This window comes from Rhodanobacter sp. sgz306013, from assembly GCF_057031145.1.
The window spans coordinates 523,621-549,116 of sequence record NZ_JBXCIJ010000002.1 but is presented as its reverse complement, the minus strand read 5'-3'; the positions used below and the strand labels follow the sequence as shown (position 1 = coordinate 549,116).

The window sequence follows — 25,496 nt, the reverse complement described above, 5'->3', positions numbered from 1 at the left end:
TCCAATGTCGTTGCGTCGTCGCTATCCGTCACCCACCGTGTTGGCGCTGGCCATCGGTTGCGTACTGCTGCCCGTTGCTGCCGTGGCCGCCACCCAGCCTGCAGCACCCGCCGCGGCGGCAACCAGCAACAACGGTACGAGTGGCGCGGCCGCCAGTTCGGACTTCTCGCCCGATACGATTCGCAAGCACAAGGTCAAGCAGATGAAGGGGGTGACGGTGACCGCCGCGTCGCTGTCGCTCATCCAGGTTCCGGCGACCACGCCGCTGGAGGTGACCCAGCCCACCTCGGTGATCGACCGTGACTACATCCGCAACAGCACCGCGTCGACCGGGACCTACGCCGACGTCATCGCGATCACGCCCAGCGTGAGCGACCACGAGCCGAACGGTGCCGGCCTCACCGAAAGCCACGACATGAGCATCCGTGGCTTCAAGGACGGCGAGTTCAACCTCACCATGGATGGCATCCCGGTCGGCGACCCCAACGACTTCACCCACCATTCGCCGGACTACTTCATGTCGCAGGACCTGGGCGCGATCAACGTCGACCGCGGCCCGGGCAACGCCTCCACGGTGGGCTTCGCCACCTTCGGCGGCACCGTGGGCATGAACACCCGCGCACCGGAAGCCGAGACCGTGGGCCACGTCTACGGCAGCTACGGCAGCTTCGCCACGCGCATGCTGGGCGGCTCCTTCGACACCGGCACGATGCAGAACTTCGGCGACCTGCGGGCGTTCGTCGACTACCGCCAACTCAAGTCCAACGGCTACCTCACCGGCGCCAACATGGATCGCCACAACTTCTTCATGAAGGCAGTGAAGCCGCTGGGCGAACACACCGAGCTGACCGTGGTGGCGATGACCAACCAGAACTCGGGCAGCAACGCGGCGATCTACGGTGCCACCTCGTATCCCTACGTGGCGGTGAACAACGGCGCACCGCCGTTCACCAGCGACATGCCGGGCCAGATGCAGCAGCTCGGCATGAACTACGGCCTGTCCAGCAATCCGGACAGCCAGGCCTTCACCGGCTACAACGGCGACACGATCAACTCGGACTTCGAGTATGTGGGCGTGCACAGCCTGCTCGGCGACGTGACCCTTGACAACAAGATCTACACCTACGCTTACTACCACCACGGCTGGAACGGTGCGGACCCGAACGGCGGCAACTACGACTACGGCAGCCTCAACGGTCCTGCCGGCTCGGCCGGCGACGGCACCTTCCCGGCCGGCGCGGGCAGCACCAACGGCACGATCTACGGCGCCAACGACGTGCCCGGCCAGAAGATGTACAACCTCTACCGCAACTGGGGCGACATGCTGCGCCTCAGCCAGGACTTCGGTCCCGGCGAGCTGCGGTACGGCCTGTGGGTGAACAAGCAGCTCTACCACCGCTACCAGGCAGAGATCGACTTCAGCAACGGCGGCGCCTACAACGCCGCGACGCCGCTGGCGGCGACCGATCGCCGCATCGACGGCACCTTCCTCACCGTGCAGCCGTACCTGGAATACGCCTGGCAGGTCACCGACGCGTTCACCGTGACCCCTGGCTTGAAATTCGTCTACTTCCATCGCCACGACGTGGCGCCGGTGCAGCAGAAGGTCGGCGCGCCGCAGGACTACGCGCAGTCCTGGCGCACCCTGCTGCCGGCGATCGACCTGCACTACCAGATCCAGTCGGGCTGGACCGCCTACCTGCAGGCGGCCAAGGGCTATCTGGCGCCCAACGAGAACCTGTTCTACGTGCCCAACCCCCGCGTCTCGGACCAGAACGTCAACCCGCAGTCGACGACCAACTACCAGCTGGGCACGGTGTGGCAAAGCGACCGCCTCAGCCTGTCGGCCGACCTGTACGCGATCAACTTCACCAACCAGGTGACCAAGCACAAGATCGGCGGTGTGACCATCTTCTCCAACCTCGGCGGCACCAAGTACCGCGGCGGCGAGATCGAGGCCAGCTACCTGGTCGGCGGCGGCTTCAGCCTGTACGGCAACGCCAGCTACAACAAGGCCACGCAGAACTCCAACGGGCTGCAGCTGGCCCTGGTGCCCAGGTACACCGGCGCCGCCGGCCTGATCTGGCGCAACGGCGCCTGGTACGCCTCGCTGATCGCCAAGTACACCGGCGCCAACTACGGCGACACCGCGCAGGACGCGGCAGGCAACACCATCGGCATCTACCGCTTCCATCCGGTCACGCTGACGAACCTGTCAGTGAACTACACGCTGCCGGAGGCCGCACTGCTGCCGCGCGGCACCAAGCTGAGCCTGCAGGTGTTCAATCTGGCCAACAACCGCACGCTCGACGATATGGGCGGCTATACGGCCAATGGCGTGCCGCTGTTCTTCACGCCCTCCGGCCGCAGCGTGATGTTCAACTTCGACATCCCGGTGCGCTGAAGTCCAAGGGACGGCGCCCCGACGCCGTCCCTTTCCTGCCTGCGGACGCCCGCCTGTCGTCACGGTGGGCGTCCCTCTTGCGAGTCCGCTCCATGTTTCTAGCGAAAACGATCCGAACCGCCGTGGTCCTGCTCGGCCTGTGCGGCGGCACCTCCCTTGCCGCGCCGGCCGCAGCCGGCCCCATCAAGCACGTGCTGCTGATCAGCGTCGATGGCCTGCACGCACTGGACCTGCGCAACTACATCCAGATCCATCCTGATTCCCACCTGGCCGCGCTGGCCGCACGGGGCATCGAATACACCCGCGCCAGCACCGTGGTGCCGGCGGATTCCTTCCCCGGCCTGCTGGCCCTGGTGACCGGCGGCACGCCGGCCGCCACCGGCGTCTATTACGACAGCAGCTGGGACCGTTCGCTGGCGCCGCCGACCGGCCCCTGCGCCGCCATCGGTGCGCACGTGCTGTACAACGAGGCAGTGGATGCGCCCGGCGGCAAGGGCATCGAAGCGGCCAGGCTGCCGCGCGACCCCGCGCACGGCTGCCGCCCGGTGTATCCGTGGCAGTACCTGCGCGTGAACACGGTGTTCAACGTGGTACGCGCCGCCGGCGGCTACACCGCCTGGGCGGACAAGCACCCCGCCTACGCGATCGTGCAAGGTCCGTCCGGCGACGGCGTGGCCGACCTGTACACGCCGGAGATCGGCAATGACGGCGAGGGCCATCCCGACACCGACGCGGTCACTGCCTCGATCGCCCGCACCGAGACCTACGACACCGGCAAGATGCAGGCGGTGATCCACGAGGTGGACGGCTACCGCCACGACGGCCGCACCCGCGCCCCGGTGCCTGCGCTGTTCGGGCTCAACCTGCAGAGCATCAACGTGGCCGAGAAGCTGGCCGGCTACCAGGGCGCCGACGGCACGCCCACGCCATCGCTGGACGCCGCGCTGACCCACGTGGACAACCTGATCGGGCAGCTGATGGCCGAGTTGGCGCGCCGGCACCTGGAGCAAAGCACCTTGGTGATCCTCACCGCCAAGCACGGCAACGGCCCGATCGACCCGGACCAGCTGCGCCACGTGCCGTCCGCCTGGCTGCGCGCGGTGATCGCGGCGGCGGCGGATGGCGAGCCGGCCCAGCTGACCACCGACCGCAGCGCGCTGATCTGGTTGCACGACCAGCGCACCACGGGCACGGTGGCGCGGACCCTGCTGGCCGACCGCCAGCGGCTGGGCATCGAGCGCGTGCTGTGGGGGCGCCGGCTCGGCCTGCTGTTCCCCTCGCCGACGCATGACGTGCGCACGCCGGACCTCATCGTGATCCCGCAGCCCGGCGTGATCTACGCCAAGGCGGGCGCCACCAAGCGCGCCGAGCACGGCGGCTTCGACATGGACGACACCCACGTCGCCCTGCTGGTCTCTGGGCCGATGCTGCCGGAGCCGGGCCGCCGGCTGGACATGCCGGTGTCGACCACCGAGGTGGCGCCGACCATGCTCTCGGTCCTGGGCCTGGACCCGGACACCCTGCAGGCGGTGCGCGAGCAGCAGACGCCCTCCTTGCCTGGCGTGGCATGGAGCCGGCTGGGCAGCCGTCGTGGCGGTCCGGTGCATTGAATGCCAGGCTTCACCGGACCGTCACAATTGCCGCCTACCGTAACGGGCTTTGATGCCGGCGGTGCGTCCGACGCCGACGGAATCGAGCCGGAGGCTGCCTTGCGTGTGCTGATCGTCGAGGACGACCGCGAGACCCGCGACTGGATCGACGGCGGGCTGCTTGAGGAGGGTTACGCCACGCACGCGGTCGGTGACGGCCGCGAGGGCGTGGCGCTGGCCGTGCAGGGCGGCTTCGACGGCATCGTGGTGGACCGCAAGCTGCCCGGGCTGGACGGGATCAGCTTCATTCGCGCGGTGCGTAGCGCCGACGTGCAGTCCGGCATCATCATGCTCACCGCGCTGTGCGAAACCCACCAGCGCATCGAGGGCCTGGATGCCGGCGCCGACGACTACCTGGGCAAGCCGTTCGCGATGGCCGAGTTGGTGGCGCGGCTGCGCGCGCTGTCGCGCCGGCCTGCGCTCAGCCGCGAATCGGCATCGCTGGAATGGGGCCCGCTGGCGCTGGACCTGACCCGGCACGCGGCGACGTGCATGGGCGAGCCGCTGGACCTCACGCCCACGGAGTTCCGCCTGTTCGAGATACTGATGCGCCACGCCGGCAAGGTGGTGACGCGCTCGATGCTGCTGGAACAGGTCTGGAACTTCCACTTCAACCCACGCACGGGCGTGGTCGAGACGCACATGTCGCGCCTGCGCGGCAAGGTGCGGGTCAACGGTGGCGAGAGCCTCATCGAGACGGTTCGTGGCTACGGTTATCGCCTTCAGGCCCGATCGCGCCCCGCATAGGCAGACCAGCGCCTTCCGCCTCGCCCTGATCCTGGCGGGCATGTTCGCGCTGTTCTCCGTGCTTACTGCCGCGGTGCTGTGGCTGGGCACCGAGCGCGAGGCGCGCCTGGAACAACGGGGGGAGCTGCGCGCCGACGCGCGCGACCTGGTGCTGCTGTCCTATCAGCAGGGCCTGGACGCGCTGAGCACGGAGATCGAGGAGCGCATCATCCTCGGCGCAGGCCTGCCGCGCTGGTACGCGCTGTATGCGGCCAACGGCGTCAAGCTTGCCGGCAACCTGGACGACCGGCCGCCGCGCGAAGGCTGGTCGGTGGAGCGCTTCACGCCGCGCGCCACCACCCGGCTGCCCACGCCGGGATCGCACCTGCTGACGCTGTATACGGTGCGCACCGCGCGCCGCGGCTGGCTGGTGGTGGCCCGCGACAGCTATTACATCCGGCAGATGCAGGACGTGGCCGCACGGATCTTCGCACTGGCACTGCTGCTGATCGTCGCGGTCTCGCTGGTGGTGGGCTGGCTGATCGGACGCCAGTTGTTGCGCCGGGTGGGCGCAATGTCGGGCGTGGCCGCGCGGATCAGCGACGGCGAGCTGTCGCAGCGCATGCCGGTGCGCGGCGGCGGCGACGAGCTCGACATGATCGCGCTTACCGTGAACCAGATGCTGGACCGCATCGCCTCGCTGCTGGCGGACGTGCGTCGCCTGGGCGCCGACATCGCCCACGACCTGCGCATGCCGCTGACCCGCTTGCGCCAGCGGCTGGAGCGACTGCATCGTCATCCGGTTGCCGCATCCGACGCGCAGCTGGCGACGGCGGTGGACGGCGCGCTGGACGAGATCGACGAGTTGCTCAACGTGTTCCAGGCGCTGCTGCGCATCGCCCGGGTCGAATCCGGCGAGCCGCGCAGCGGCTTCGCGCCGGTGGACCTGGCGCCGCTGCTGGAGGAACTGGTGGACGCCTACGCCCCGGTGGCCGACGTCGAGTCGCACGCGCTGCGCGCGGATATCCAGGCGCAGCTCCCGGTGCATGGCGATCGCGAGCTGCTGGTGCAGGTATTCGTCAACCTGATCGAGAACGCGATTCGCCACACGCCGGCCGGCTCGACGATCACGGTATGGCTGGCGGGCGCCGGGGGTACGGTGCGCGCCGGCGTCCGCGACGACGGACCGGGTATTCCGGCGGTCGCGCGCGACCAGGTGCTGCAGCCCTTCATGCGCCTGGATCGCAGCCGGCATACGGAAGGCAACGGCCTGGGCCTTGCGCTGGTGCGCTCGGTGGCCGAACTGCACGGCGCCGCGCTGCTGCTCGACGACGCCGGTCCGGGGCTGGCGGTGAGCCTGGAGTTCGCCGGCGTGCATGACGCCACCTGCGCCCGGACGGGTCCGCGGCCGCGCCGCCGGGCGGATCGGCCCGATCGCGCGGCGCGTCCGTGCCTGGATGCCCCCGGCGAGGCGCACTGACGCCGGCGCCGCGCGGGCGCCGGCTCGGCGTTCGCGCCGCGGATCGAGCCGCCGCTTCAGCCTGTTGTGGCCGATCCCGGCTCCCGGGTTCCTCGATGAGCCGGGCGGTTCGTGCGCGGAGCATCTTCCCGGTCCTTTGCCCGTGCAGAGGGATCCGCCCGTCGGCGGCAAAGCGGTTGCCATTGGCGTCCACCGCGGGGGCGTGTCATCCGGAGCAGCTGTTCCGCCCCGGCAAGCCAAATTCCATTTGGACGTATAGAAGTCTTTGACGCGTCGCAGCAATTGTGCTGTAGTCGAACCGCAATCCACGCAGCCCGCACCGGCGCCCCGGCGCCGCCGGGCTTCCGTGCCCTGTCGTCCAGTGAGTGAGCAAGATGAAGCAGCCCGGTGGAGCAAGCCTGTACGACGCGGCCTTCGAGCACGACAGCTGCGGTTTCGGCCTGGTGGCGCAGATCGACGGCCGCGCCAGCGCGTGGGTGGTCGACACCGCGTTCGAGGCGCTGGCGAAACTCTCGCACCGGGGCGCGGTGAATGCGGACGGGGTAAGCGGCGATGGCTGTGGTGTGCTGATCCGTCGCCCGCAAGCCTGGCTGCGCGCGTTGGCGGAGGAGGCCGGCATCGTCGTCGGCGAACGCTTCGCGGCGGGCCTGGTATTCCTCGATGCGGCCGGCGACGCGGCGGCGGCGGAGCTGGAGCGGCGCCTCGCCGAGGAAGGCACGCGCGTGGCGGGCTGGCGCGACGTCGCAGTGAACGAGGCGGCCTGCGGCCCGCTGGCCGCCGCCGCGCGTCCGCGCGTGCGGCAGGTGTTCGTCGAGGCTGGCGAGGGCATGGATGACGATGGGTTCGAGCTGGCGCTGTTCCGTGCGCGGCGCCGCGCCGAAGCCGCGTTGTCCGCCGATCCGCAGTTCTACGTGGTGACGCTGTCTGCCGCGCTGATCGGCTACAAGGCGATGGCCGCGCCGGGGCGGCTGCGCGAGGTATTTGCCGACCTCGCCCATCCGGCGCTGGTCGCCGACGCGGTGGTGTTCCACCAGCGCTTTTCCACCAACACCGCGCCGCAATGGCGGCTGGCGCAACCGTTCCGCCTGCTGGCGCACAACGGCGAGATCAACACCATCCGCGCGAACCGCCGCTGGATGCAGGCGCGCGAGACGATCTGGCGCTCGCCGCGGGTGGAACTGGGCGACATCGGCCCGCTGGTGCGGCAGGAGGGTTCGGATTCGGAAAGCCTGGACAACGCGCTGGAGGTGCTGCTGGCTGGCGGCCTCGACCTGCTCGCCGCGATGCGCGTGCTGGTGCCGCCGACGTTCGCCGCGCGGGAGAACCTCGACGAGGACCTCGCGGCGTTCTACGAGTACTACGCGCTGCACAGCGAACCCTGGGACGGCCCCGCCGGCCTGGTGATGTGCGACGGCCGCTACGCCGCCTGCACGCTGGACCGCAACGGCCTGCGCCCCGCGCGCTGGGCGCTGTCCGACGACAACCACTTCATCATCGCCTCCGAGGCGGGCCTGTGGGACATGCCCTCGTCGCGCGTGGTCGCCAAGGGCCGCCTTGCACCGGGCGAGATGATCGCGGTGGATTTCCGCGCGCACCGCCTGCTGCGCGACGCCGACATCGACGAAGTGAACCGCAGGCGCGCGCCATACCGCGACTGGCTGCGCGCCGGCGTGAGCTACCTGGAATCCGACCTGATCGATCCCTCGCTGGCCGCCGAGCCGTTGCCGGTGGACCAGCTGCGCTGCTACCAGAAGTTGTACGGCCTGTCGCGCGAGGAGCGCGAGACGGTGCTCAAGGTGATCGCCGAACTCGAGGCGGAGGCCACCGGTTCGATGGGCGACGACACGCCGGTCGCCGCGCTGTCGCGGCAGGTGCGTCCGCTGTTCGACCGTTTCCGCCAGGCCTTCGCCCAGGTCACCAACCCGCCGATCGACCCGCTGCGCGAAAAGCTGGTGATGTCGCTGGTCACCCAGATCGGCCCGGAAGGCAACGTGTTCGAGCTGAAGCCCGAGAACGCGAAACAGGTCCTGATCAACTCGCCGATCCTCTCCCAGCGCAAGCTGCGGCAGTTGCTCGCGTTGCCGCAATTCGTGGACGCGCCGCGCTTCGACCTGATGTATGCGCAGGAACAGGGGCTGGAGGCGGCCCTGCGCCAACTGTGCGAGCGGGTGGCGCAGTCCGTGCGCGAGGGCAATGCGCTGGTGTTCCTCAGCGACCGCTATCCCGAGCGCGACAAGCTGCCGATCCACTCCCTGCTTGCCACCGGTGCGGTACACGCCTGCCTGGTCGAGCAGGGGCTGCGCTGCCAGTGCAACATCATCGTGGAGACCGCCACGCCGCGCGATGCGCACCAGTTCGCCTGTCTGCTCGGTTTCGGCGCCACCGCGATCTATCCGTGGCTGGCCTACCAGAGCCTGTTCGAACTGGGCCGCGAGGGCCACATCGAGGGCGACCGGCTGGAGATCGGGCGCAGCTACCGCCGCGGCATCCGCAAGGGGCTGCTGAAGATCCTGTCGAAGATGGGCATCTCTACCATCGCCGGCTACCGAGGCGCGCAGTTGTTCGAGATCGTGGGGCTGGCACCCGAGGTAGTTGCACTGTGCTTCCCGGGCACGCCGTCGCGCATCGGCGGCGCGGGCTTCGCCGAGCTGGAGGGCGAGCAGCGCCTGCTCGCCGCCGAAGCGTGGAACGCGGCGCAGCCGCTGCGTGCGGGCGGCCTGTACAAGTTCGTGTACGGCGGCGAGTACCACATGTACAACCCCGACGTGATCGCCACGCTGCAGCAGGCGGTGCGCACCGGCGATCCGGCCGACTACCGCGCCTACGCCGACCACGTCGACCGCCGCCCGCCCTCGGCGCTGCGCGACCTGCTCTCCGTGCAACCGCTGGGCGAACCGGTGCCGCTCGACGAGGTGGAGCCGGTCGAGGCGATCCTCCGGCGCTTCGACTCCGCCGGCATGTCGCTGGGCGCGCTGTCGCCCGAGGCGCACGAGGCGCTGGCCATCGCGATGAACCGGCTGGGCGCGCGCAGCAATTCCGGCGAGGGTGGCGAGGACCCGGCGCGCTACGGCACCGAGAAGATGTCGAAGATCAAGCAGGTCGCCTCCGGCCGCTTCGGCGTCACGCCGGCGTATCTGGTCAACGCCGAGGTGCTGCAGATCAAGATCGCGCAGGGCGCCAAGCCCGGCGAGGGCGGCCAGCTGCCCGGTCACAAGGTGGATGCCACCATCGCGCGGTTGCGCTACGCCAAGCCCGGCATCGGCCTGATCTCGCCGCCGCCACACCACGACATCTATTCCATCGAGGACCTCGCCGAGCTGATCCACGATCTCAAGGAAGTGAATCCCGATGCGCTGGTCTCGGTGAAGCTGGTCAGTCACGCGGGCGTGGGCACGGTGGCTGCGGGCGTGGTGAAGGCCGGCGCGGATCTCATTACCGTATCCGGCCACGACGGTGGCACCGGCGCCAGCCCGCTGACCTCGATCAAGTATGCCGGCACGCCGTGGGAGCTTGGCCTGGCCGAAACCCAGCAGACCCTGCGCCGCAACGCGCTGCGGGGCCGCGTGCGCTTGCAGACCGACGGCGGCCTGAAGACCGGCCTCGACGTGATCAAGGCCACGCTGCTCGGCGCCGAGAGCTTCGGCTTCGGCACCGGCCCGATGGTGGCGCTGGGCTGCAAGTACCTGCGCATCTGCCACCTCAACAACTGCGCCACCGGCGTGGCCACCCAGCACCCGGTGCTGCGCAAGGAGCACTTCACCGGCCTGCCGGAGATGGTGATGCACTATTTCCGCTTCATCGCCGCCGACGTGCGCGAACATCTCGCGCGGCTGGGTGCGCGCTCGCTGGCCGAACTGGTCGGCCGCAGCGAGTTGCTGGCGCAGCACGACGATGCCACCCCGGTACGCCACGGCCTCGACCTCACGCCGCTGCTCGACGGCGCCGGCCTCGGCGCCGCCAGCGACACCGCCTGTGCGATGGCGCGCAATCCGGTGCGCGACGCCGCCGCGCTGGCCACGCGCATCGCGGCCGACACCGCGCCGCTGGTGGAGCTGGGCGAGGGCGGGCACTTCAGCTATGCGATCGCCAACACCGACCGTGCGATCGGCGCGCGGCTGTCCGGTGCCATCGCACGCCGGCACGGCGACCACGGCATGGACGAACGTCCCATCGTGCTGCAACTGGAAGGCGCGGCGGGCCAGAGCCTGGGTGCGTGGAACGCGGGCGGCGTACACATCGAGCTCATTGGCGAGGCGAACGACGGCGTGGGCAAGGGCATGGCCGGTGGCCGCATCGTGGTGCGCCCGCCGGCCGATTCGCCGTTCGCCAGCCAGGACGCCGCCATCATCGGCAACACCTGCCTGTACGGCGCCACCGGCGGCGAGCTGTACGCCGCGGGACGCGCCGGCGAGCGCTTCGCGGTGCGCAACTCCGGTGCGCTGGCCGTGGTGGAGGGCGCCGGCGACCATTGCTGCGAATACATGACCGGTGGCGTGGTGGCGGTGCTGGGCAAGGTCGGCCTCAACTTCGGCGCGGGCATGACCGGAGGCTTCGCCTACGTGCTCGACCTCGAGCGCGACTTCGTGGACTGCTACAACCACGAGCTGGTGGACATCCTGCGCATCTCCCCCGAGGGCATGGAGCACCACATGCAGCACCTGCGCGGACTGGTGACGCGCCATGTCGAACTCACCGGCAGCGACTGGGGCCGGCAGGTGCTGCGCGATTTCCGCGGACTGCAGTACAAGTTCTGGCTGGTGAAGCCGAAGGCGGCCAGCCTTGCCGTGCTGGCGGACGAGTTGAGGAGTGCGGCGTGAGTGCGCGCTTCGATGAAACGCCGCGCTTGTTGCGTTCGCTCCTTCTCCCCGTCGGTGAGAAGGCTGGGGTGAGGGGCGGGCGCTTGCCTCGCACTTTCCTTCGCAAACGACAAAGCTGTTCCGTCCGCCTGCCGGCGGCCGGGCTACTTCTCTTTGCTTGTCCAAAGAGAAGTAGCCAAGAGAAACGACACCCCGCGACGGCGCGCGGCGGGCATCCTGCCCGCCGCGTTCCCTGCGGTGCTCGCCGCTCACCGGCCGCCAGACAACTCGGCCATCCCTGGCCTCAGACAGTCTGGCTTTCCCCGGTGGTCGGCTCCGCTCCTCGGCGCCGTCGAGGGGCCCCATCCAAAGGCGCGGCCATCCTGGCCGCCTTCGAGCCGAAGCAAAGCCGGTGTTGTTGGAGGTTCGCATGAGCGAGCACAAGCTGTTCCAGTTTCTCGACCTGCCGCGGCAGACGCCGCGCACGGTGCCGGTGGCGATCCGCGTGCTGGGCTACGGCGAGATCGCGGGCGACTTCGGCGAAGCAAACGCGGGTGCGCAGTCGGGGCGCTGCCTGGATTGCGGCAATCCCTACTGCGAGCACGCCTGCCCGGTGCACAACTACATCCCGGAGTGGCTGAAGCTGGTGGAGCAGGGGCGCATCGTCGAGGCGGCAACGCTGATGTACCAGACGAATCCGTTGCCGGAGATCTGTGGCCGCGTGTGTCCGCAGGATCGCCTGTGCGAGGGTGCCTGCACGCTGGAGCAGACCGATTTCGGCGCGGTGACCATCGGCAGCGTGGAGCGCTGGGTCACCGACGAGGCGCTGCGCCAGGGCTGGCGGCCCGACCTGTCCGCGGTGCGCGAGACCGGCCACCGCGTGGCCATCATCGGTGCCGGCCCGGCGGGCCTGGCCTGTGCGGACCGGCTGCGCCACGCCGGCATCGCCGCCGACGTGTACGACCGCCAGGACGAGATCGGCGGCCTGCTCACCTTCGGCATCCCGCCGTTCAAGCTGGACAAGGCGGTGGTGCGCACGCGCCGCGCCTTCCTCGAACAGTTGGGCGTGCGCTTCCTGCTCGGCCGCGAGGTGGGCCGCGACGTCGAGTTCGGCGAGCTGCTGGAGGACTACGATGCGGTGTTCGTGGGCACCGGCGCCTACACCTATGTGGACGGCAAGCTGCCAGGCCGCGGACTGGGCGGCGTGCACGACGCGCTGCCGTTCCTGATCGCCAACACCGAGCGCCTGCTGCGCGACGAGCCACCCGCCCCCGCGTTCGACCTGCGCGGCAAGCACGTGGTGGTGCTGGGTGGGGGGGACACCGGCATGGATTGCAACCGCACCGCGATCCGCCTCGGCGCCGCCAGCGTCACCTGCGTGTATCGCCGCGACGAAGCCGGCATGCCCGGTTCGCGCCGCGAAGTGGGCTACAGCCGCGAGGAGGGCGTGAACTTCCTGTTCCACCGCCAGCCGCTGGAAATCCTCGACGACGGGCACGGCCGTGCGCGCGCGGTGCGCGTGGTGCGCACCGAGCTGGTAGCCGACGGCCACGGTCGTCCCCGCCCGCGCAACGTCGAGGGCAGCGAGAGCGAGTTGCGCGCCGAGGTGGTGATCCAGGCCTTCGGCTTCCAGCCCAGCCCGCCGGATTGGCTGGTCTCGCATGGCGTGAGGCTGGCGCACTCCGGCCGCGTCGTCACCGGCGCGGACGGCGCGCTGCCGCAGCAGACCAGCCACTCGCGCATCTTCGCCGGCGGCGACAACGTGCGCGGCGCGGATCTGGTGGTGCGCGCGGTGCACGATGGCCGCGAGGCCGCCGCGTCGATCGCGCGCATGCTGGCGATGCAGGCGGCGGGCGCGGCGGAGCGCGTTGCCTGAGCCGCCCGGCGTGGATCGCTCAGGCGGCGTGCGCGACCAGGGTTACCGTGTCCAGCGCGAATCCACCATCCCCGGCGATGGCGAAGTGGCGGCGCACCGCCTCCGGCGCAGCCTGCTGCAGGCTGCGGATTGCCGCTACCCGGTCGGCCGGAGTGCGCGTGCGCGCCGTCCATTCGCCGAAGTCCGGCAGCGGCAGCCGCCGCGGAGTCAGGCTGTCGACGGCGAAGCCGGCGCGCGCCAGCGCGGCGGTCCATTCGGATACGCGGTAGTTGCGCACGTGCGACACGTCGCGCAGCAGCTCGACCGCCTGCAGCCAGCTATCGAGCAGCGCCGGCTCGGGCGATGTCACGTCGATGAACACCGCCAGCCCGCCCGGCACCAGCACGCGGCGCGCCTCGCGCAGGCCGGCATCGCGGTCCTGCCAGTGATGCGTGGTGAAGCGTGCGACCACCGCGTCGAAGGCGCCGTCGGCGAACGGCAACCGCTCGGCGATGGCGTGCTGCACGGCGATGTTGTCCAGGCCGCGTTCGCGCGCCGCAGCCTGTACCGCGGCCAGCATGCTCGGCGTCGGGTCGCAGGCGGTGACCGATGCCGCCAGCGGCGCTGCACGATAGCTGACGTGGCCGCCGCCGCAGCCGAGGTCGAGCAGCCGCGCCGGCCGGTGCCCGCGCAGCAGGTCCTCGACCTGGTCGAGGTCGGCGCCGCCGGCGTGCACCGCGCTGGTCACGTAGTCGGCGGCGCGCGGCGCGTACTGGTCGACGACGAAGGTGGCGTTCGGGTCCATCGGGAGGTCTCCGTGCGGTGGGTGGCGCGATTCTGCGTGCCCACCGCGCACGGTGTAAGTTGTGCGCTTATCCCGGTATGAACGCTACCCCCCCACGACATCGACAGCGAACTGCGCCAACGCCTGGCGCGTTTCCTGCGCCAGCACCGAGAGGCGACGCCGCCGCCGCAGGGCACTTCCGGCCGGCGGCGCACGCCCGGCCTGCGCCGCGAGGAGGTGGCGCAGCACGCCGGCATCAGCACCGCCTGGTACACCTGGCTGGAACAGGGCCGCGACATCGCGCTGTCGGCGGAGGCGCTGGCGCGGCTGGCCGAGGTGCTGGCCTTGTCGCCGGCCGAGCGCCGCTACCTGTTCGAGCTGGCGAGGCGGCGGGATCCGCATCCGCCCGGCGATGCCGGCCATGGAGCCGCGCCGCCTGCTTTGCTGGCCGTCGTGCAGGCGCTGCCGATGCCGGCCTACGTGCTGGACCGCCACTGGCGGCGGCTGGCCTGGAACGCGGCCGCTGCGCAGTTGTTCGTGCCATGGGCGGACAGCGGCGAGCCCTGCCTGCTGCGCTACCTGTTCCTCGATCCCTCGGCGCGGCGCTTCATTGTCGACTGGGATGCCCGCGCCACGCGTCTGGTCGCCGAATTCCGCGCCGACACGGCGCAGCATCCGGACGACGCCGGCCTGCTCGCGCTGGTGGAGCAACTCTGCGGCGCCAGCGCGGACTTCGCCGCGCGCTGGCGCCGCCAGGACGTGCTGGCGCGCGAAGGCGGCCGCCGCGATTTTGCGCATCCCGCCTGGGGCGCGGTCACCTATGAGCAGCTCACCCTCGTGCCCGCCGGCCATGCCGACCACAAGCTGGTGATGCTGTTGCCATGGCCGGTCGTCGCCAGGACATCATGAGCGGCCGCAAACTTTCACCGTTCCGCCTTCGTCCAAGCCAGGAGTGACTCGATGCGTATCGGCCTCGCCGCCAACCAGTTGCACCACAGCCACGACGATGCGGCACTGTTCCGCTGGCTTCGCGCCTGCGAGCGCGGCATCCGCGAGCTCGGGCTTGGCCTGCATGCGGTGGGTCGCACCCACGACGCCATCGAACGCGCCGGCCTGCTCGCGGGCCACGCGCCGCTGTATCGCTACCCCTACGGCCGCGCCGGCGGCCTGATGAAACTGGTGGCCGAGGTGGTGGGCATGGACGGCGACGCTCGCACGCTGGACGGCGCGATCTACTTCATCGATCCGGTCGATCCGTCCTCGGTGTTCCCCGAGGCGGCGGCGCTCAAGCGCCAGTGCGTGATCCATGCCAAGCCCTTCCTCTCCACCGTGGCCTCGGCGCGCGACTGGATCGAGCTGGAGCGCATGCACGCCGGGCTGGCGCCGGATCCCGGCGCCGACGACCTGCACGCACTGGAGTCGCAGACGCTGGCGCTGATCGCCCACGACGCGATGAAGCCCGCCATGCTGGCCTACGCGGCCCAGCACTTCGACACGCTGTCGCGCTTCGGCCGCCGCGTGGCCACCGGCACCACCGGATCGCGCCTCAACGAACTGGCCTGGAGCCGCGGCTGGCCGCAGGGCCAGCCGTGGGCGGACCGCTATCAGAGCGGTCCGATGGGCGGCGACGCGCAGATCGCCGACCTGGTGCTGGAACTCCGCTGCCACCGCGCGATCTTCTTCGAGGACCCGCACGTAGCGCGCCAGCACGAGGCCGACATCCAGCTGCTGGAACGCGCGGTGACAACGGTCACCGATACCGCGGTGTGCATCACCACGCCGAGGGTGGCGGCGAGGTGGGCCGAGGCGGTCAAGATACGGCGCGGCCGGCGTGCGGGTGGTTGATGGTCTGCCTTCACCCAGGGCAGCCATTTTTGTCTGGTTGTCGGGGCGGGCGCCGCGGCGGGGGGTAGTTGGCGCCAAGCTTTGCCGACTGCGCCGGGTAGCGGCCAGGAAGGCCGGTGATTGGGGGCGGATGAACGGAACTACGCCGATATCGCAGGGGCGACCGGCGCTTCAGCCTGGCAGTGACGCGGCCGATACGGTGCCTGTGGTCTGATCCCGCGCCAATTCCTGCTGCAGCGCCTGGCACCCCAAGAAGCGGCGGGTCCGCCGGCAACGGCCGCCATCCGGGCCGCGTGCATCGACCTTGTCGCATCCGAGCGCATGAAAATCCAGACGCTGGCACCGAAAGTCTACTTCCCGCTGCTGGCCATCCACGCGGCGTTGCTGGCCGCCGAGCCGGCACGGGTGCTGTCGTGGAGCTACGTGCTGGTCCTGGTGATGCTGTTGTTCACGTTGTTCCTCGCCGGGCGAAGGCTGCGCGTGAGCGTGGCGCACAACCGTCCCTGGTGGATGATGTTGTCGCTGGCGCTGGCGGCGCAACTGGCGGCGTTCGGGCTCCTGCTTGCCGATTCGCTGGTCCATTCGCAGGGCACGCTGGTGTCGTTCGACCCCACGTTCTACTTCTGCCTGAGCAGCCTGCTGATGACACTCGCCGCCGTATACAACCCGGTCGGCCCGCTGCATCGCTGGGCCAGTGCGCTCGATGCGCTGCTGGCCTGCGCCGTCGCGGTCCTGTTCTATGCGTTGTTGCGCGACGTGATACGGCGGGACACGGCGGAAACAGCCACCGCCTCGTTCGTCATGTGGATGTTCGACGCGATGGCGTTGTTCGTGGCGGCCTGCGTGAGCCTGCGCTTTGCCACTGCCAAGCGCGTGGACGAACGTCGCTACTTCGTCGTGCTGCTGGTGTTTGCGTGGGCGGAGCTGGTGTTCCCGGCTATCCACAACCGCTTCATCCTGTCCAGCGACTCTCATCTGCCGGAGCTGTGCCTTGACGTCCCCTTCGTCGTGCTCGGACTGCGGCTCAGCCAGCGGCGCAACGTGTGGTTCCGCCGCTATCGGCCAAGCCGGCGTGCGCGCCTGATCGCGGGCGGCATCAGTCCGTTCGTTCTGAGCATGGCGTTGTGCATGCTGGCGTTCGTCCAGCTTGATCGCAACCGGGCCGTCGCCTTCGGCGCGATGGCGCTGGGCATCATTTCCTATGCCGTAGGCGTCGCGCTGCTGTTGGGGCATCACCTGCGCCAGGAGGGTGAACTCAAACACCTGCAGCGGGGGCTGCGGCACACCATCGTCCACGACGAACTGACCCGGCTGCTGAATCGGCGCGGCTTCTACCGCGCATTCGACCGCGTGTGGGAGCGGGTCATGCGGGAGCGCCTGCCCCTGGCGGTCGCTCTGGTGGATATCGATATGTTCAAGGCCTACAACGACACCCATGGACATCTGGCGGGCGACGATTGCCTGGCGACGGTGGCGCACGCACTGCATCAGGAAGCCGCCGTGCACGGCGACGTGACCGTTGCCCGCTACGGCGGCGAGGAATTCGCCGTGCTGTTGCCCGGGCGCGACCGCCCGACGGCGGAGTACATACTGCAGCGGTTGCGGTTGTGCGTGGAGGCGTTGCGCATTGCCAACCGGCGAAGCCCGCACTGCGTCGTCACCATCAGTGCGGGGCTGGCCGCCCGGGACGAAGGCGAGCATGGCGAGAAGTCGGCCCTGTTGAACCAGGCCGACCAGGCCCTCTACACCGCCAAGCGCGCCGGCCGCAATTGCCTGCGATGGTTTGCGCCAGACCAGCCAGTGACTGGGACGGGTCGACACGGTTGATGCCTCGCCGAGTCAGGTGAAGCTCATCCACCGCTGGATCGGCTGGCGGCATGCGTCTGCGCAAGCGGTGTTGGCACCCCCGCAGGAGACCGGATGGAGCCGTGACGCTTATCGCGCCGATGCCTGCGTCGCGGCGTGTTCCGGGATCAACGCGCCGATCGAGCGCGTCCACAACTGCGAGCCGGACTTCAGGTACCAGCAGTGCAGTTCCATCGGCGCCAGCGCCCACGTCGGCTGGCACGGGATGCCGCCGTTGCGCGGCACCGGGATGGGCTGCCGGATGGCCATCACCGAAGGCAATGCCCGCCTGCCCGGATTTGCCAACCCGGGCGGCGTGATTCCCTCCTGCCCGATCCGCGGGCGCGAGGTGAACCTCCGGGTCAGATACGAGTTCTGGCCCCGGTCCGTCTCGCGGAACCCACCCGGCCTCGCCAGCTTGCGGCAGAGGGGTAGTACCCGGCATCTTGAGGCGGAGGAAAAAATCCATGCGCGCACTCATCAGACCCCTGATTCTCGTCGCGGCGTTGACCGCGGCATTCGCCGCGAACGCTGCGGCAGTGGAGCAGCCGTTCACGCAATATCGAGACCTTCTCGACTTCCGCGGCACGCCGCGCTCGCCGGCCGACCGCAGCTTCAACATCTTCTTCGACATGGGTGCGTGGCAGGGCTACAGCCTGCCGCGTGCCGGCGACGCGGGCACGGGATTCTCCGGCCCCTTCGTGCACAGCCTTGGCGCTGGGCAATGGACGGGGCTGCGCTTCGCCACCCTGGTCTTGCGTGACGTGGGTGAGAAGCGGGACATCGCGCTCAAGGAGGTGGCGAGCCATGCCATGCCGGGAGCGCTGGAACGCGTGTTCTCCGCAGATGGCCTGAACGTGCGGCAGACCTTGTTCTTCGCGGACTCGTGGCACGCGCTGGTGCGCATCACCTTGCGGGCAGGCGAGGCTCGCACCGTGGCGCTGGCGGTCGGCGGAAGCACGATGCCGCTGGCGGGCAGTCGCCTCGACGCCAACGACGGCACGGTGACGCAAGGCTTCGCCAATGCGCCCTCCTCGGTCATTACGCTGTTGCGCGTCGAAGGTGTGGCGACGGAGCATGCCGCCGTGTCGGGCGCCGACTACCGCATCGCGCTGGATCAGCCGCTGCATCTCGACGCCGGCACGCCTGTCGTGCTGTACGTGGTGCAGACCCTGCGCCATGATGCGCAGCCGGAACCGCCCGTCATCGACTACGCCCTTGCGTGGGCCGCCAACCGCGCCCGCTGGGCGGCCTATCTGAAGTCCATCGGCACCAGTCATCTCGCCGGCCTGCCCGACAGCGTGGCGCGGCGCTTGGCCGCAAAGGCGGTCGTCACCCTGATCGGCAACTGGCGCGCGGCGCGCGGCGACCTGCACCACGACGGCGTGATTCCCGCCTACTCCAATCCCGATTTCAACGGCTTCTGGGCCTGGGACTCCTGGAAGCATGCGGCGGCGCTGGCATGGTTCGCCCCCGCGCTGGCGCGCGAGCAGATCCGCGCCATGTTCGACTACCAGGCTGCCGATGGCATGGTGCCGGATTGCGTGTTCCTCGACCGCGCGGACGACAACTGGCGAGACACCAAGCCGCCGCTGGCAACCTGGGCGGTGATGCAGGTGTACCGCGCCACTGGCGACCGCGCCTTCCTCGCCGAGATGTACGACAAGCTGGTGCGCTATCACCGCTGGTGGTTCGCGGCGCGCGACCACGACCGCAACGGCCTGGCCGAATACGGCGCCACCGATGGCACGGCGATCGCGGCGAAGTGGGAAAGCGGCATGGACAACGCCGTGCGCTTCGACGGCATCGCCATGCTCGCGAATGGCAAGGACGCATGGTCGATGGACCAGGAGTCGGTCGACCTCAATGCCTACCTCTACAAGGAGGCGACCGAACTCGCGTATATCGCCGATGTGCTCGGCAAGCCGCGGGATAAGCGGGAATGGCAGGCGCAGGCGGCGACGATGAAGCACGCGATCCGATCGCGGATGTACGACCCGACACTGGGCTGGTTCTTCGACGCGAAGCTCGGCAGCCGTGAGTTCGTGCGTGTGTACGGCTCGGAAGGCTGGGCGCCGTTGTGGGCCGGCGCGGCGACGCCCGCGCAGGCCGCTGCGGTCGAAAAGACCATGATGGACCCGCGCAAGTTCGCCACGGCCATGCCGTTTCCCACGCTCGCTGCGGACGATCCGCACTTCGCGCCGATCAAGGGCTACTGGCGCGGGCCGGTATGGCTGGACCAGTCGCTGTTCGGCGTCGAGGCCCTGCGACGTTATGGCTACCGCACCGAGGCCGATGCGATGGCGCGCAGGCTGGTGCTCGCCGCGAAGGGCCTGGCGACGGGGCAGGCGACGTTCCGCGAGAACTATGACCCGTTGACCGGGACGGGCTACCAGTCACGGAACTTCAGCTGGTCCGCGGCAAGCTTTCTCCTGCTGTTGCTCATGGACGCCGATACCCAGGATTCGCGCCTGCCCTGATGGTCCAGGCGCACCGGAAGGGGCCAGATTCCCGCTGGCAGGCTTGCCAAATGTCATATTATATGTTGATCTTCGGGTCTGCCTGATGCCATTCCGTGAAGCGGGGACTCCACGATGAACAAACGCCTGATCGCCTGCGCCTTCTCCCTGCCGTTGCTGGCCGCACCCTGGCTGTGCGCAGCGGCCGACGCCAGCCGCGCCGCCTTCGGCACGATGCCCGACGGACGCAAGGTGGAAGTGGTGACGCTGGACGACGGCCACGGCTTCACCGCCCGTGTGATCAGCCTCGGCGCCAGCTTGCAATCGCTCGTGCTGCCGGATCGCCACGGCAAGCTGGCGGACGTGGTGCTGGCCTATCCCGACCTGCACGACTACCTGGCCAAGCCGCAGTACTTCGGCGCCACGGTGGGGCGCTTCGCCAACCGCATCGCCAAGGGGCGCTTCACGCTGGACGGCAAGAGCTACCAGCTCACCCTCAACGACGGTCCGAATTCCTTGCATGGTGGCGCCAAGGGCTTCGACAAGGTGGTGTGGCAGGTGCTGAAGGTGGTGAAGTCCCCCGAACCCAGCGTGACGCTGCGCTACGTCAGTCCCGACGGCGACCAGGGCTATCCGGGCACGCTCACCGCCACCGCCACCTACACGCTCAAGGCCGGCCACGAGCTGGACATCGACTACAGCGCAACCACCGACAAACCCACCATCGTCAACCTCAGCAACCATACCTACTGGAACCTGGGCGGCGAGGGCTCGGGCAGCGTATACGACGATGTCCTCACCATACCTGGCGGCAGCATCACGCCGGTGGACGACACGCTGATCCCCACCGGCGATTTCCGCGCCGTGGCCGGCACCGACTACGACTTCCGCCAGGGCAAGCCGATCGGCCGCGACATCCGTGACGGCAAGGAACAGCAGCTGCTGCGCGGCCATGGCTACGACATGAACTGGGTGATCGGGCATTCCAGGGCGTCCGCGCCGCGGCTGATGGCGAAGGTGGAGGACCCGCACAGCGGTCGCGTGCTGTCGCTCTACTCCGCGCAGCCCGGGCTGCAGTTCTACTCGGGCAATTTTCTCGACGGCACCAGCGTGGGCAAATCGGGGCGCATCTACCGCCAGGGCGATGCTTTCGTACTGGAGCCGCAGCTGTTCCCGGATACGCCCAACCATCCGACCTTCGGCTCGGCGCGGCTCGCGCCTGGGCAGACCTACCGCAACCACATCGTCTACCGCTTCTCGGTGGACGGCGGCAAGGGACGCTAGCCAGGCGTCGCGCCGGCGCGGGTCGGCGTGAGGCCCATTTCGACCCGCCGCATGGCGGGCACATCCGGCGGCAGGCGCCGTCGAAGTCCTCACGGAGGTTCCATGAAACACGCATTGTCCTGTCTGCTGCTCGCGCTGGCGGCGGCTGTCGCAGGCACGCCTGCGCACGCGGACGCGGCGGCTCCGGCACGCTGGTCGAAGGCGCGAGCCGAAGCCTGGTACGCGAAACAACCCTGGCCGGTAGGCAGCAACTACATCCCATCGGACGCCATCAACGAGCTGGAGATGTGGCAGGCGGCGACGTTCGACCCGAAGCGGATCGACCAGGAGCTGGGCTGGGCGCAGTCGATGGGCATGACCACCATGCGCGTGTTCCTGCACGATTTGTTGTGGAAGCAGGATGCGGCCGGCTTCAAGCAGCGCATCAATACCTTCCTCGGCATCGCGGCGAAGCACCACATCAAGCCGATCTTCGTGTTGTTTGATTCGTGCTGGGATCCGCAGCCGAAGCTCGGCCCGCAGCACCCGCCGATTCCGGGCGTGCACAACTCGGGCTGGGTGCAGTCGCCGGGCGTGGCGATGGACGACCGCAGCCAGTACCCGCGCTTCGAGCAGTACGTCAAGGATATCGTGGGCAGCTTCGCCGGGGACGACCGCATCCTAGCCTGGGACGTCTGGAACGAGCCGGACAATCCCGGCGGCGGCAATTACGACGCGCGCGAGCCGAAGGACAAGTTCCAGCGCGTGGCCGAGCTGTTGCCGCAGGTGTTCGCCTGGGCGCGCAGCGTGCACCCGACACAGCCGCTCACCAGCGGCCTGTGGCAGCACCCGGACTGGAGTCCGTCGGCCCACCTCGACGCCATCGAGCGCACCCAGGTCGAGCAGTCCGACATCATCAGTTTCCACAACTATGGCTGGCCGGAGGATTTCCTCAAGCGCGTGGACCAGCTCAAGCCCTACGGGCGGCCGCTGATCTGCACCGAATACATGGCGCGTGGCGCCGGCTCCACCATCGATGGCGTGCTGCCGCTGGGCAAGAAGCTGGATGTGGGCATGATCAACTGGGGCTTCGTGCTCGGCAAGACGCAGACCAACCTGCCATGGGACTCCTGGCAGCGTCCCTACACGTTGCAGCCGCCCACGATCTGGTTCCACGATCTGCTACACGGGGACGGCACGCCGTACCGCGAGCGTGAAGTGCAGATCATCCGCGCGCTCAGCCATTCGCCCAGGGGCGTGGTACCTGCGGCAGCGCTGATTCCCTGAGCCAGGTTCCTGGTCCGTTGGCCTCAAAAACGCCCGGCATGCCGGGCGTTTTCGCGTCGGCGGAGCCGTCGCGGAATCCGCAGGGTGCGGACGATGCGGTGCAGCATGACAAGCGACAGCTTATGTAGCATCGTTAGTCATATAGTATGACAAATAGATTATTGTCAGACTAAATGCCGCCCGGGCCAGGCGCTGGAAGCCGGTGCATGCCAGAGAAGGGCGGATGCGGCTGATCCCATGACTCACCGTCAAGCAGCAAGCACAACTTGGGGAGATATCCATGAAGCACCCGATCCTTGTTTCATGCACAGCGACGCTGCTGGCGAGCGCCATCAGCGCCTGCCTGGTGCCCGCGCACGCGGCTGTCAGCAGCCCGGCCGCCGCCGGCGCGACGCAGGACAACACGAACCAGTCCACCGGCGGCAAGGCCGGTGACGCGGCGAAGAAGCGGCAGCATGACGAGGCGCAGAAGAACGCAGTCAATCTGTCCGGTGTCACGGTGACGCCACTGCGCAACAGCCTGCAGAGCGCGCAGACCATCAAGCAGGACTCGCGCATGGTGGTCGACTCCGTCGTGGCCGAAGACATCGGCAAGCTTCCGGACAACAGCGTGGCTGACGCCCTCCAGCGCATCACCGGCGTGCAGATCGCCCAGGGGTTCCAGGGTGAAACGAGCTCGGTGGTGATCCGCGGCCTGCCGAACGTGGTGACGACACTCAATGGCCGCGAGATCTTCAGCGGCGTAGGCCGCGGCTACGCCTTCCAGAACCTGCCAGCCACGGCGGTCAAGGCAATCAAGGTATACAAGACCAGCGACGCCAGCCTGCCGGACGGCGGCATCGCCGGCCTGGTGGACATGCAGCTGTTCCGCCCGTTCGACTTCGACGGTGCGAAGCTGGCCGCGACCTTCACCGAGACGCACAGCAAATACGGTGGACGCAGCGATCCGAATTTCAGCGTGCTGATGAGCGACCGCTGGAATACCGATTACGGCGAGTTCGGCGCTCTCCTCAACACCTCGTTCATGGCCCAGCACTACGACTACAACGCGGTCTGGGGCGATTTTCCCAAGGTGCTGACCGACGGCAGCGGCACTCCGGTGCGCACGTCAAGCGGCAATCTGGTCGCCGCACCCAACGGCTTCGGCGCGGACTACAACATCGGCTACCGCCAACGGCCGGAGGTGAACTACGCCCTGCAGTGGAAGCCGAACGACAGCACCGAGTTCTACGCCGAGGGGCTCTACGACTGGGAAAGCGACCACTACAGCCAGCCGTTCTATTTCTCGTTCCCGGTCGGCGCGGTGACCCCGAACAACTACACCGTAGGCAACAACTGCTATGCGGACCAGCAGACCGGCTCGCAGTATCTCGGCCAGACCATCTGCGATGCCACCAGCGGCAGCTGGACGGGCAACACCTACGCAGCCACCAGCACCCAGGCCCACCAGCAGCGCGGCCAGGACATGCAGACGTCGGTGGGCGTGAAGTGGCATGGCAACCGGTTGCGCCTGTCGTCGGATCTTTCATACGACTCGACATCGTTCAATGACAACACCTTCATCATCGACACCTTCCTCAAGGGGCCGATCACCACTGTCTGGAACGGCACGGCCGGCAATCAGCAGAACTGGACGCTTGGCGGCAACCCGCAGCTCGACCCGGCCAACTATTACCTCAACGGCCTGTTCCAGACCTGGCACAACGAAAAAGGGCAGGAGTATGCCTGGACCGGCGACGGCTCATGGGACATCGGCGGCAATTTCCTGAGCTACCTGGATTTCGGTTTGCGTGCCGCCGAGCACAAGGCCGAATACATTGGCAGTGTGGAGATCTCGACTCCCCCGCCGGGAGGCGCGGGTATCGGCAACATCACCGCTACCCCGAATCCGGCGAACCAGGTCATCGCCAATTTCCCCAGCGGCTATTTCTGTGCCATGCCGACTACCTCGGCGATCCCTGTGTCGTGGCTTACGGGCTGCTACGACTACTTGACCCAGAACGCGGGGGCTTTGCGCAACTTCTACGGCCTGGCGCCGGGCCTGGCGCCGCTGAATCCCGGGCGTTATTTCCACATCGACGAGAAGACCTACGCTGGCTACGCCCAGCTGGGTTACGACAGCGAGTTGTTCGGCATGCCGGTGGACGGGCTGCTCGGCATGCGCGTCGAGCAGGTCAACCGCAATCTGAATGCGTTTTCCTACGACGCCTCGACCAACATCTACAGCCCGCTCAACACATCGACGAGCGCTCCGGTCTATCTGCCGAATTTCAGTTTCAACTGGCACTTCACCGACCAGCTGCAATTGCGCCTGGACGCGGCCAAGACCGTGAGCTATCCCGGTTTCGGGGCGCTCAACCCCTCGCTCTCGCTCAATCCCGGGACGATCAACCGCGCCGGCATAGCGTCAAGCGGTAATCCGAATCTCGATCCGATCAAGTCGAACAACTACGATGCGTCGCTCGAGTGGTATTTCGCCCCGGCAGGCTACGTCAGTGGCGGAGTCTTCTACCGCGACATCAAGGGCTACATCCAGAACTATGTCACCGATGTCACCATCAACGGCGGCGCCTACCAGCTGAATTCCCCGCAGAGCGCAGGCACCGGTCATCTCGATGGTGCCGAGCTGGCATATCAGCAGTTCTTCGACTTCCTGCCCGGTGCGCTGAGCGGACTCGGTCTGCAGGTCAATTACACCTATATCGAAGGTTCCACGCGTTCGCCGCAATACATTGGTGGCCCGACGGTAGTGTCGCCGCTGCAGAACGTGTCGAAGAACAACGGCAACGTGGTGCTGATGTACGAGAAGTACGGCTTTTCGGCCCGCCTGGCCTATGACTACCGCAGCCGCTTCATCGACGGCTTCAACCAGCCCACGGTGGCGGGCGTCTACGACGAAATCGTCCCGGCCAACCAGGTCGACCTCTCGCTGGCTTACGACTTGAACCGATACAGCACCGTCGTGTTTACCGCGACCAACCTGTTCGGTGCCGACCTGCACCAGTACTGGGGGGACGGCAATACGCGTCCGCGCGACATCCGCTACCAGGATCGCACGATCGCCCTCGGTCTGCGCCTCAAGCTGTGAGCGTTGCGACGGTGG

The 25,496-nt window shown here is 68.5% G+C and carries 15 protein-coding genes; 13 read left to right on the top strand and 2 right to left on the bottom strand.

Translation table 11 applies throughout. From position 1 onward, the window contains the following. Positions 1 to 4 precede the first annotated feature (4 nt). From AC2EWF_RS07445 to AC2EWF_RS07420, 6 genes are all read left to right on the top strand, one after another. Positions 5 to 2,404, top strand: a complete 2,400-nt coding sequence (locus AC2EWF_RS07445) for a TonB-dependent receptor (protein WP_483638723.1) — start codon at positions 5 to 7, stop codon at positions 2,402 to 2,404. 122 nt (positions 2,405 to 2,526) lie between these two features. Further along, entirely contained in the window at positions 2,527 to 4,014 is a 1,488-nt protein-coding gene (locus AC2EWF_RS07440) for an alkaline phosphatase family protein (protein WP_483638722.1), read from the top strand. A 105-nt stretch (positions 4,015 to 4,119) separates the two neighbouring features. Beyond that, on the top strand, positions 4,120 to 4,800 hold the full coding sequence (locus tag AC2EWF_RS07435; protein ID WP_483639127.1) for a response regulator transcription factor: 681 nt from the start codon (positions 4,120 to 4,122) through the stop codon (positions 4,798 to 4,800). Next, positions 4,757 to 6,259: a sensor histidine kinase gene (locus AC2EWF_RS07430; protein WP_483638721.1), complete on the top strand. Its 1,503-nt coding sequence runs from the start codon at positions 4,757 to 4,759 to the stop codon at positions 6,257 to 6,259. The genes AC2EWF_RS07435 and AC2EWF_RS07430 overlap by 44 nt, the downstream gene beginning before the upstream one ends. Before the next feature lie 374 nt (positions 6,260 to 6,633). Further along, on the top strand, positions 6,634 to 11,076 hold the full coding sequence (gene gltB / locus AC2EWF_RS07425) for a glutamate synthase large subunit (protein ID WP_483638720.1): 4,443 nt from the start codon (positions 6,634 to 6,636) through the stop codon (positions 11,074 to 11,076). 409 nt (positions 11,077 to 11,485) lie between these two features. Next, positions 11,486 to 12,931 carry an FAD-dependent oxidoreductase gene (locus AC2EWF_RS07420; RefSeq protein ID WP_483638719.1) on the top strand — a complete coding sequence of 482 codons (1,446 nt, stop codon included), beginning with the start codon at positions 11,486 to 11,488 and terminating at the stop codon, positions 12,929 to 12,931. A 19-nt stretch (positions 12,932 to 12,950) separates the two neighbouring features. Here the strand turns inward: AC2EWF_RS07420 and AC2EWF_RS07415 are convergent, their stop codons facing one another. Continuing rightward, positions 12,951 to 13,715, bottom strand: a complete 765-nt coding sequence (locus AC2EWF_RS07415; protein WP_483638718.1) for a class I SAM-dependent methyltransferase — start codon at positions 13,713 to 13,715, stop codon at positions 12,951 to 12,953. 99 nt (positions 13,716 to 13,814) lie between these two features. Between AC2EWF_RS07415 and AC2EWF_RS07410 the strand changes: the two genes are divergently transcribed. From AC2EWF_RS07410 to AC2EWF_RS07400, 3 genes are all read left to right on the top strand, one after another. Then, entirely contained in the window at positions 13,815 to 14,603 is a 789-nt protein-coding gene (locus tag AC2EWF_RS07410) for a helix-turn-helix transcriptional regulator (RefSeq protein WP_483639126.1), read from the top strand. A 51-nt stretch (positions 14,604 to 14,654) separates the two neighbouring features. Continuing rightward, positions 14,655 to 15,539, top strand: a complete 885-nt coding sequence (locus AC2EWF_RS07405; protein ID WP_483638717.1) for a methylglyoxal synthase — start codon at positions 14,655 to 14,657, stop codon at positions 15,537 to 15,539. A gap of 423 nt (positions 15,540 to 15,962) precedes the next feature. Then, on the top strand, positions 15,963 to 17,366 hold the full coding sequence (locus tag AC2EWF_RS07400) for a GGDEF domain-containing protein (protein WP_483638716.1): 1,404 nt from the start codon (positions 15,963 to 15,965) through the stop codon (positions 17,364 to 17,366). Positions 17,367 to 17,474: 108 nt separating this feature from the next. Here the strand turns inward: AC2EWF_RS07400 and AC2EWF_RS07395 are convergent, their stop codons facing one another. Continuing rightward, positions 17,475 to 17,654 carry a hypothetical protein gene (locus AC2EWF_RS07395; RefSeq protein ID WP_483638715.1) on the bottom strand — a complete coding sequence of 60 codons (180 nt, stop codon included), beginning with the start codon at positions 17,652 to 17,654 and terminating at the stop codon, positions 17,475 to 17,477. 197 nt (positions 17,655 to 17,851) lie between these two features. Between AC2EWF_RS07395 and AC2EWF_RS07390 the strand changes: the two genes are divergently transcribed. The 4 genes from AC2EWF_RS07390 (at position 17,852) to AC2EWF_RS07375 (ending at position 25,481) form a co-directional block, all read left to right on the top strand. After that, complete coding sequence (locus AC2EWF_RS07390) at positions 17,852 to 19,864, top strand: MGH1-like glycoside hydrolase domain-containing protein (protein ID WP_483638714.1); 2,013 nt, start codon at positions 17,852 to 17,854, stop codon at positions 19,862 to 19,864. A 114-nt stretch (positions 19,865 to 19,978) separates the two neighbouring features. Continuing rightward, a complete protein-coding gene (locus tag AC2EWF_RS07385) occupies positions 19,979 to 21,127 on the top strand; it encodes an aldose epimerase family protein (protein ID WP_483638713.1) in 1,149 nt (382 codons plus the stop codon). Positions 21,128 to 21,229: 102 nt separating this feature from the next. Next, positions 21,230 to 22,393 (top strand): glycoside hydrolase 5 family protein, encoded by a 1,164-nt coding sequence (locus AC2EWF_RS07380; protein ID WP_483638712.1) that lies wholly within the window; start codon positions 21,230 to 21,232, stop codon positions 22,391 to 22,393. A gap of 280 nt (positions 22,394 to 22,673) precedes the next feature. Beyond that, on the top strand, positions 22,674 to 25,481 hold the full coding sequence (locus AC2EWF_RS07375) for a TonB-dependent receptor (RefSeq protein ID WP_483638711.1): 2,808 nt from the start codon (positions 22,674 to 22,676) through the stop codon (positions 25,479 to 25,481). Positions 25,482 to 25,496: the final 15 nt, after the last annotated feature.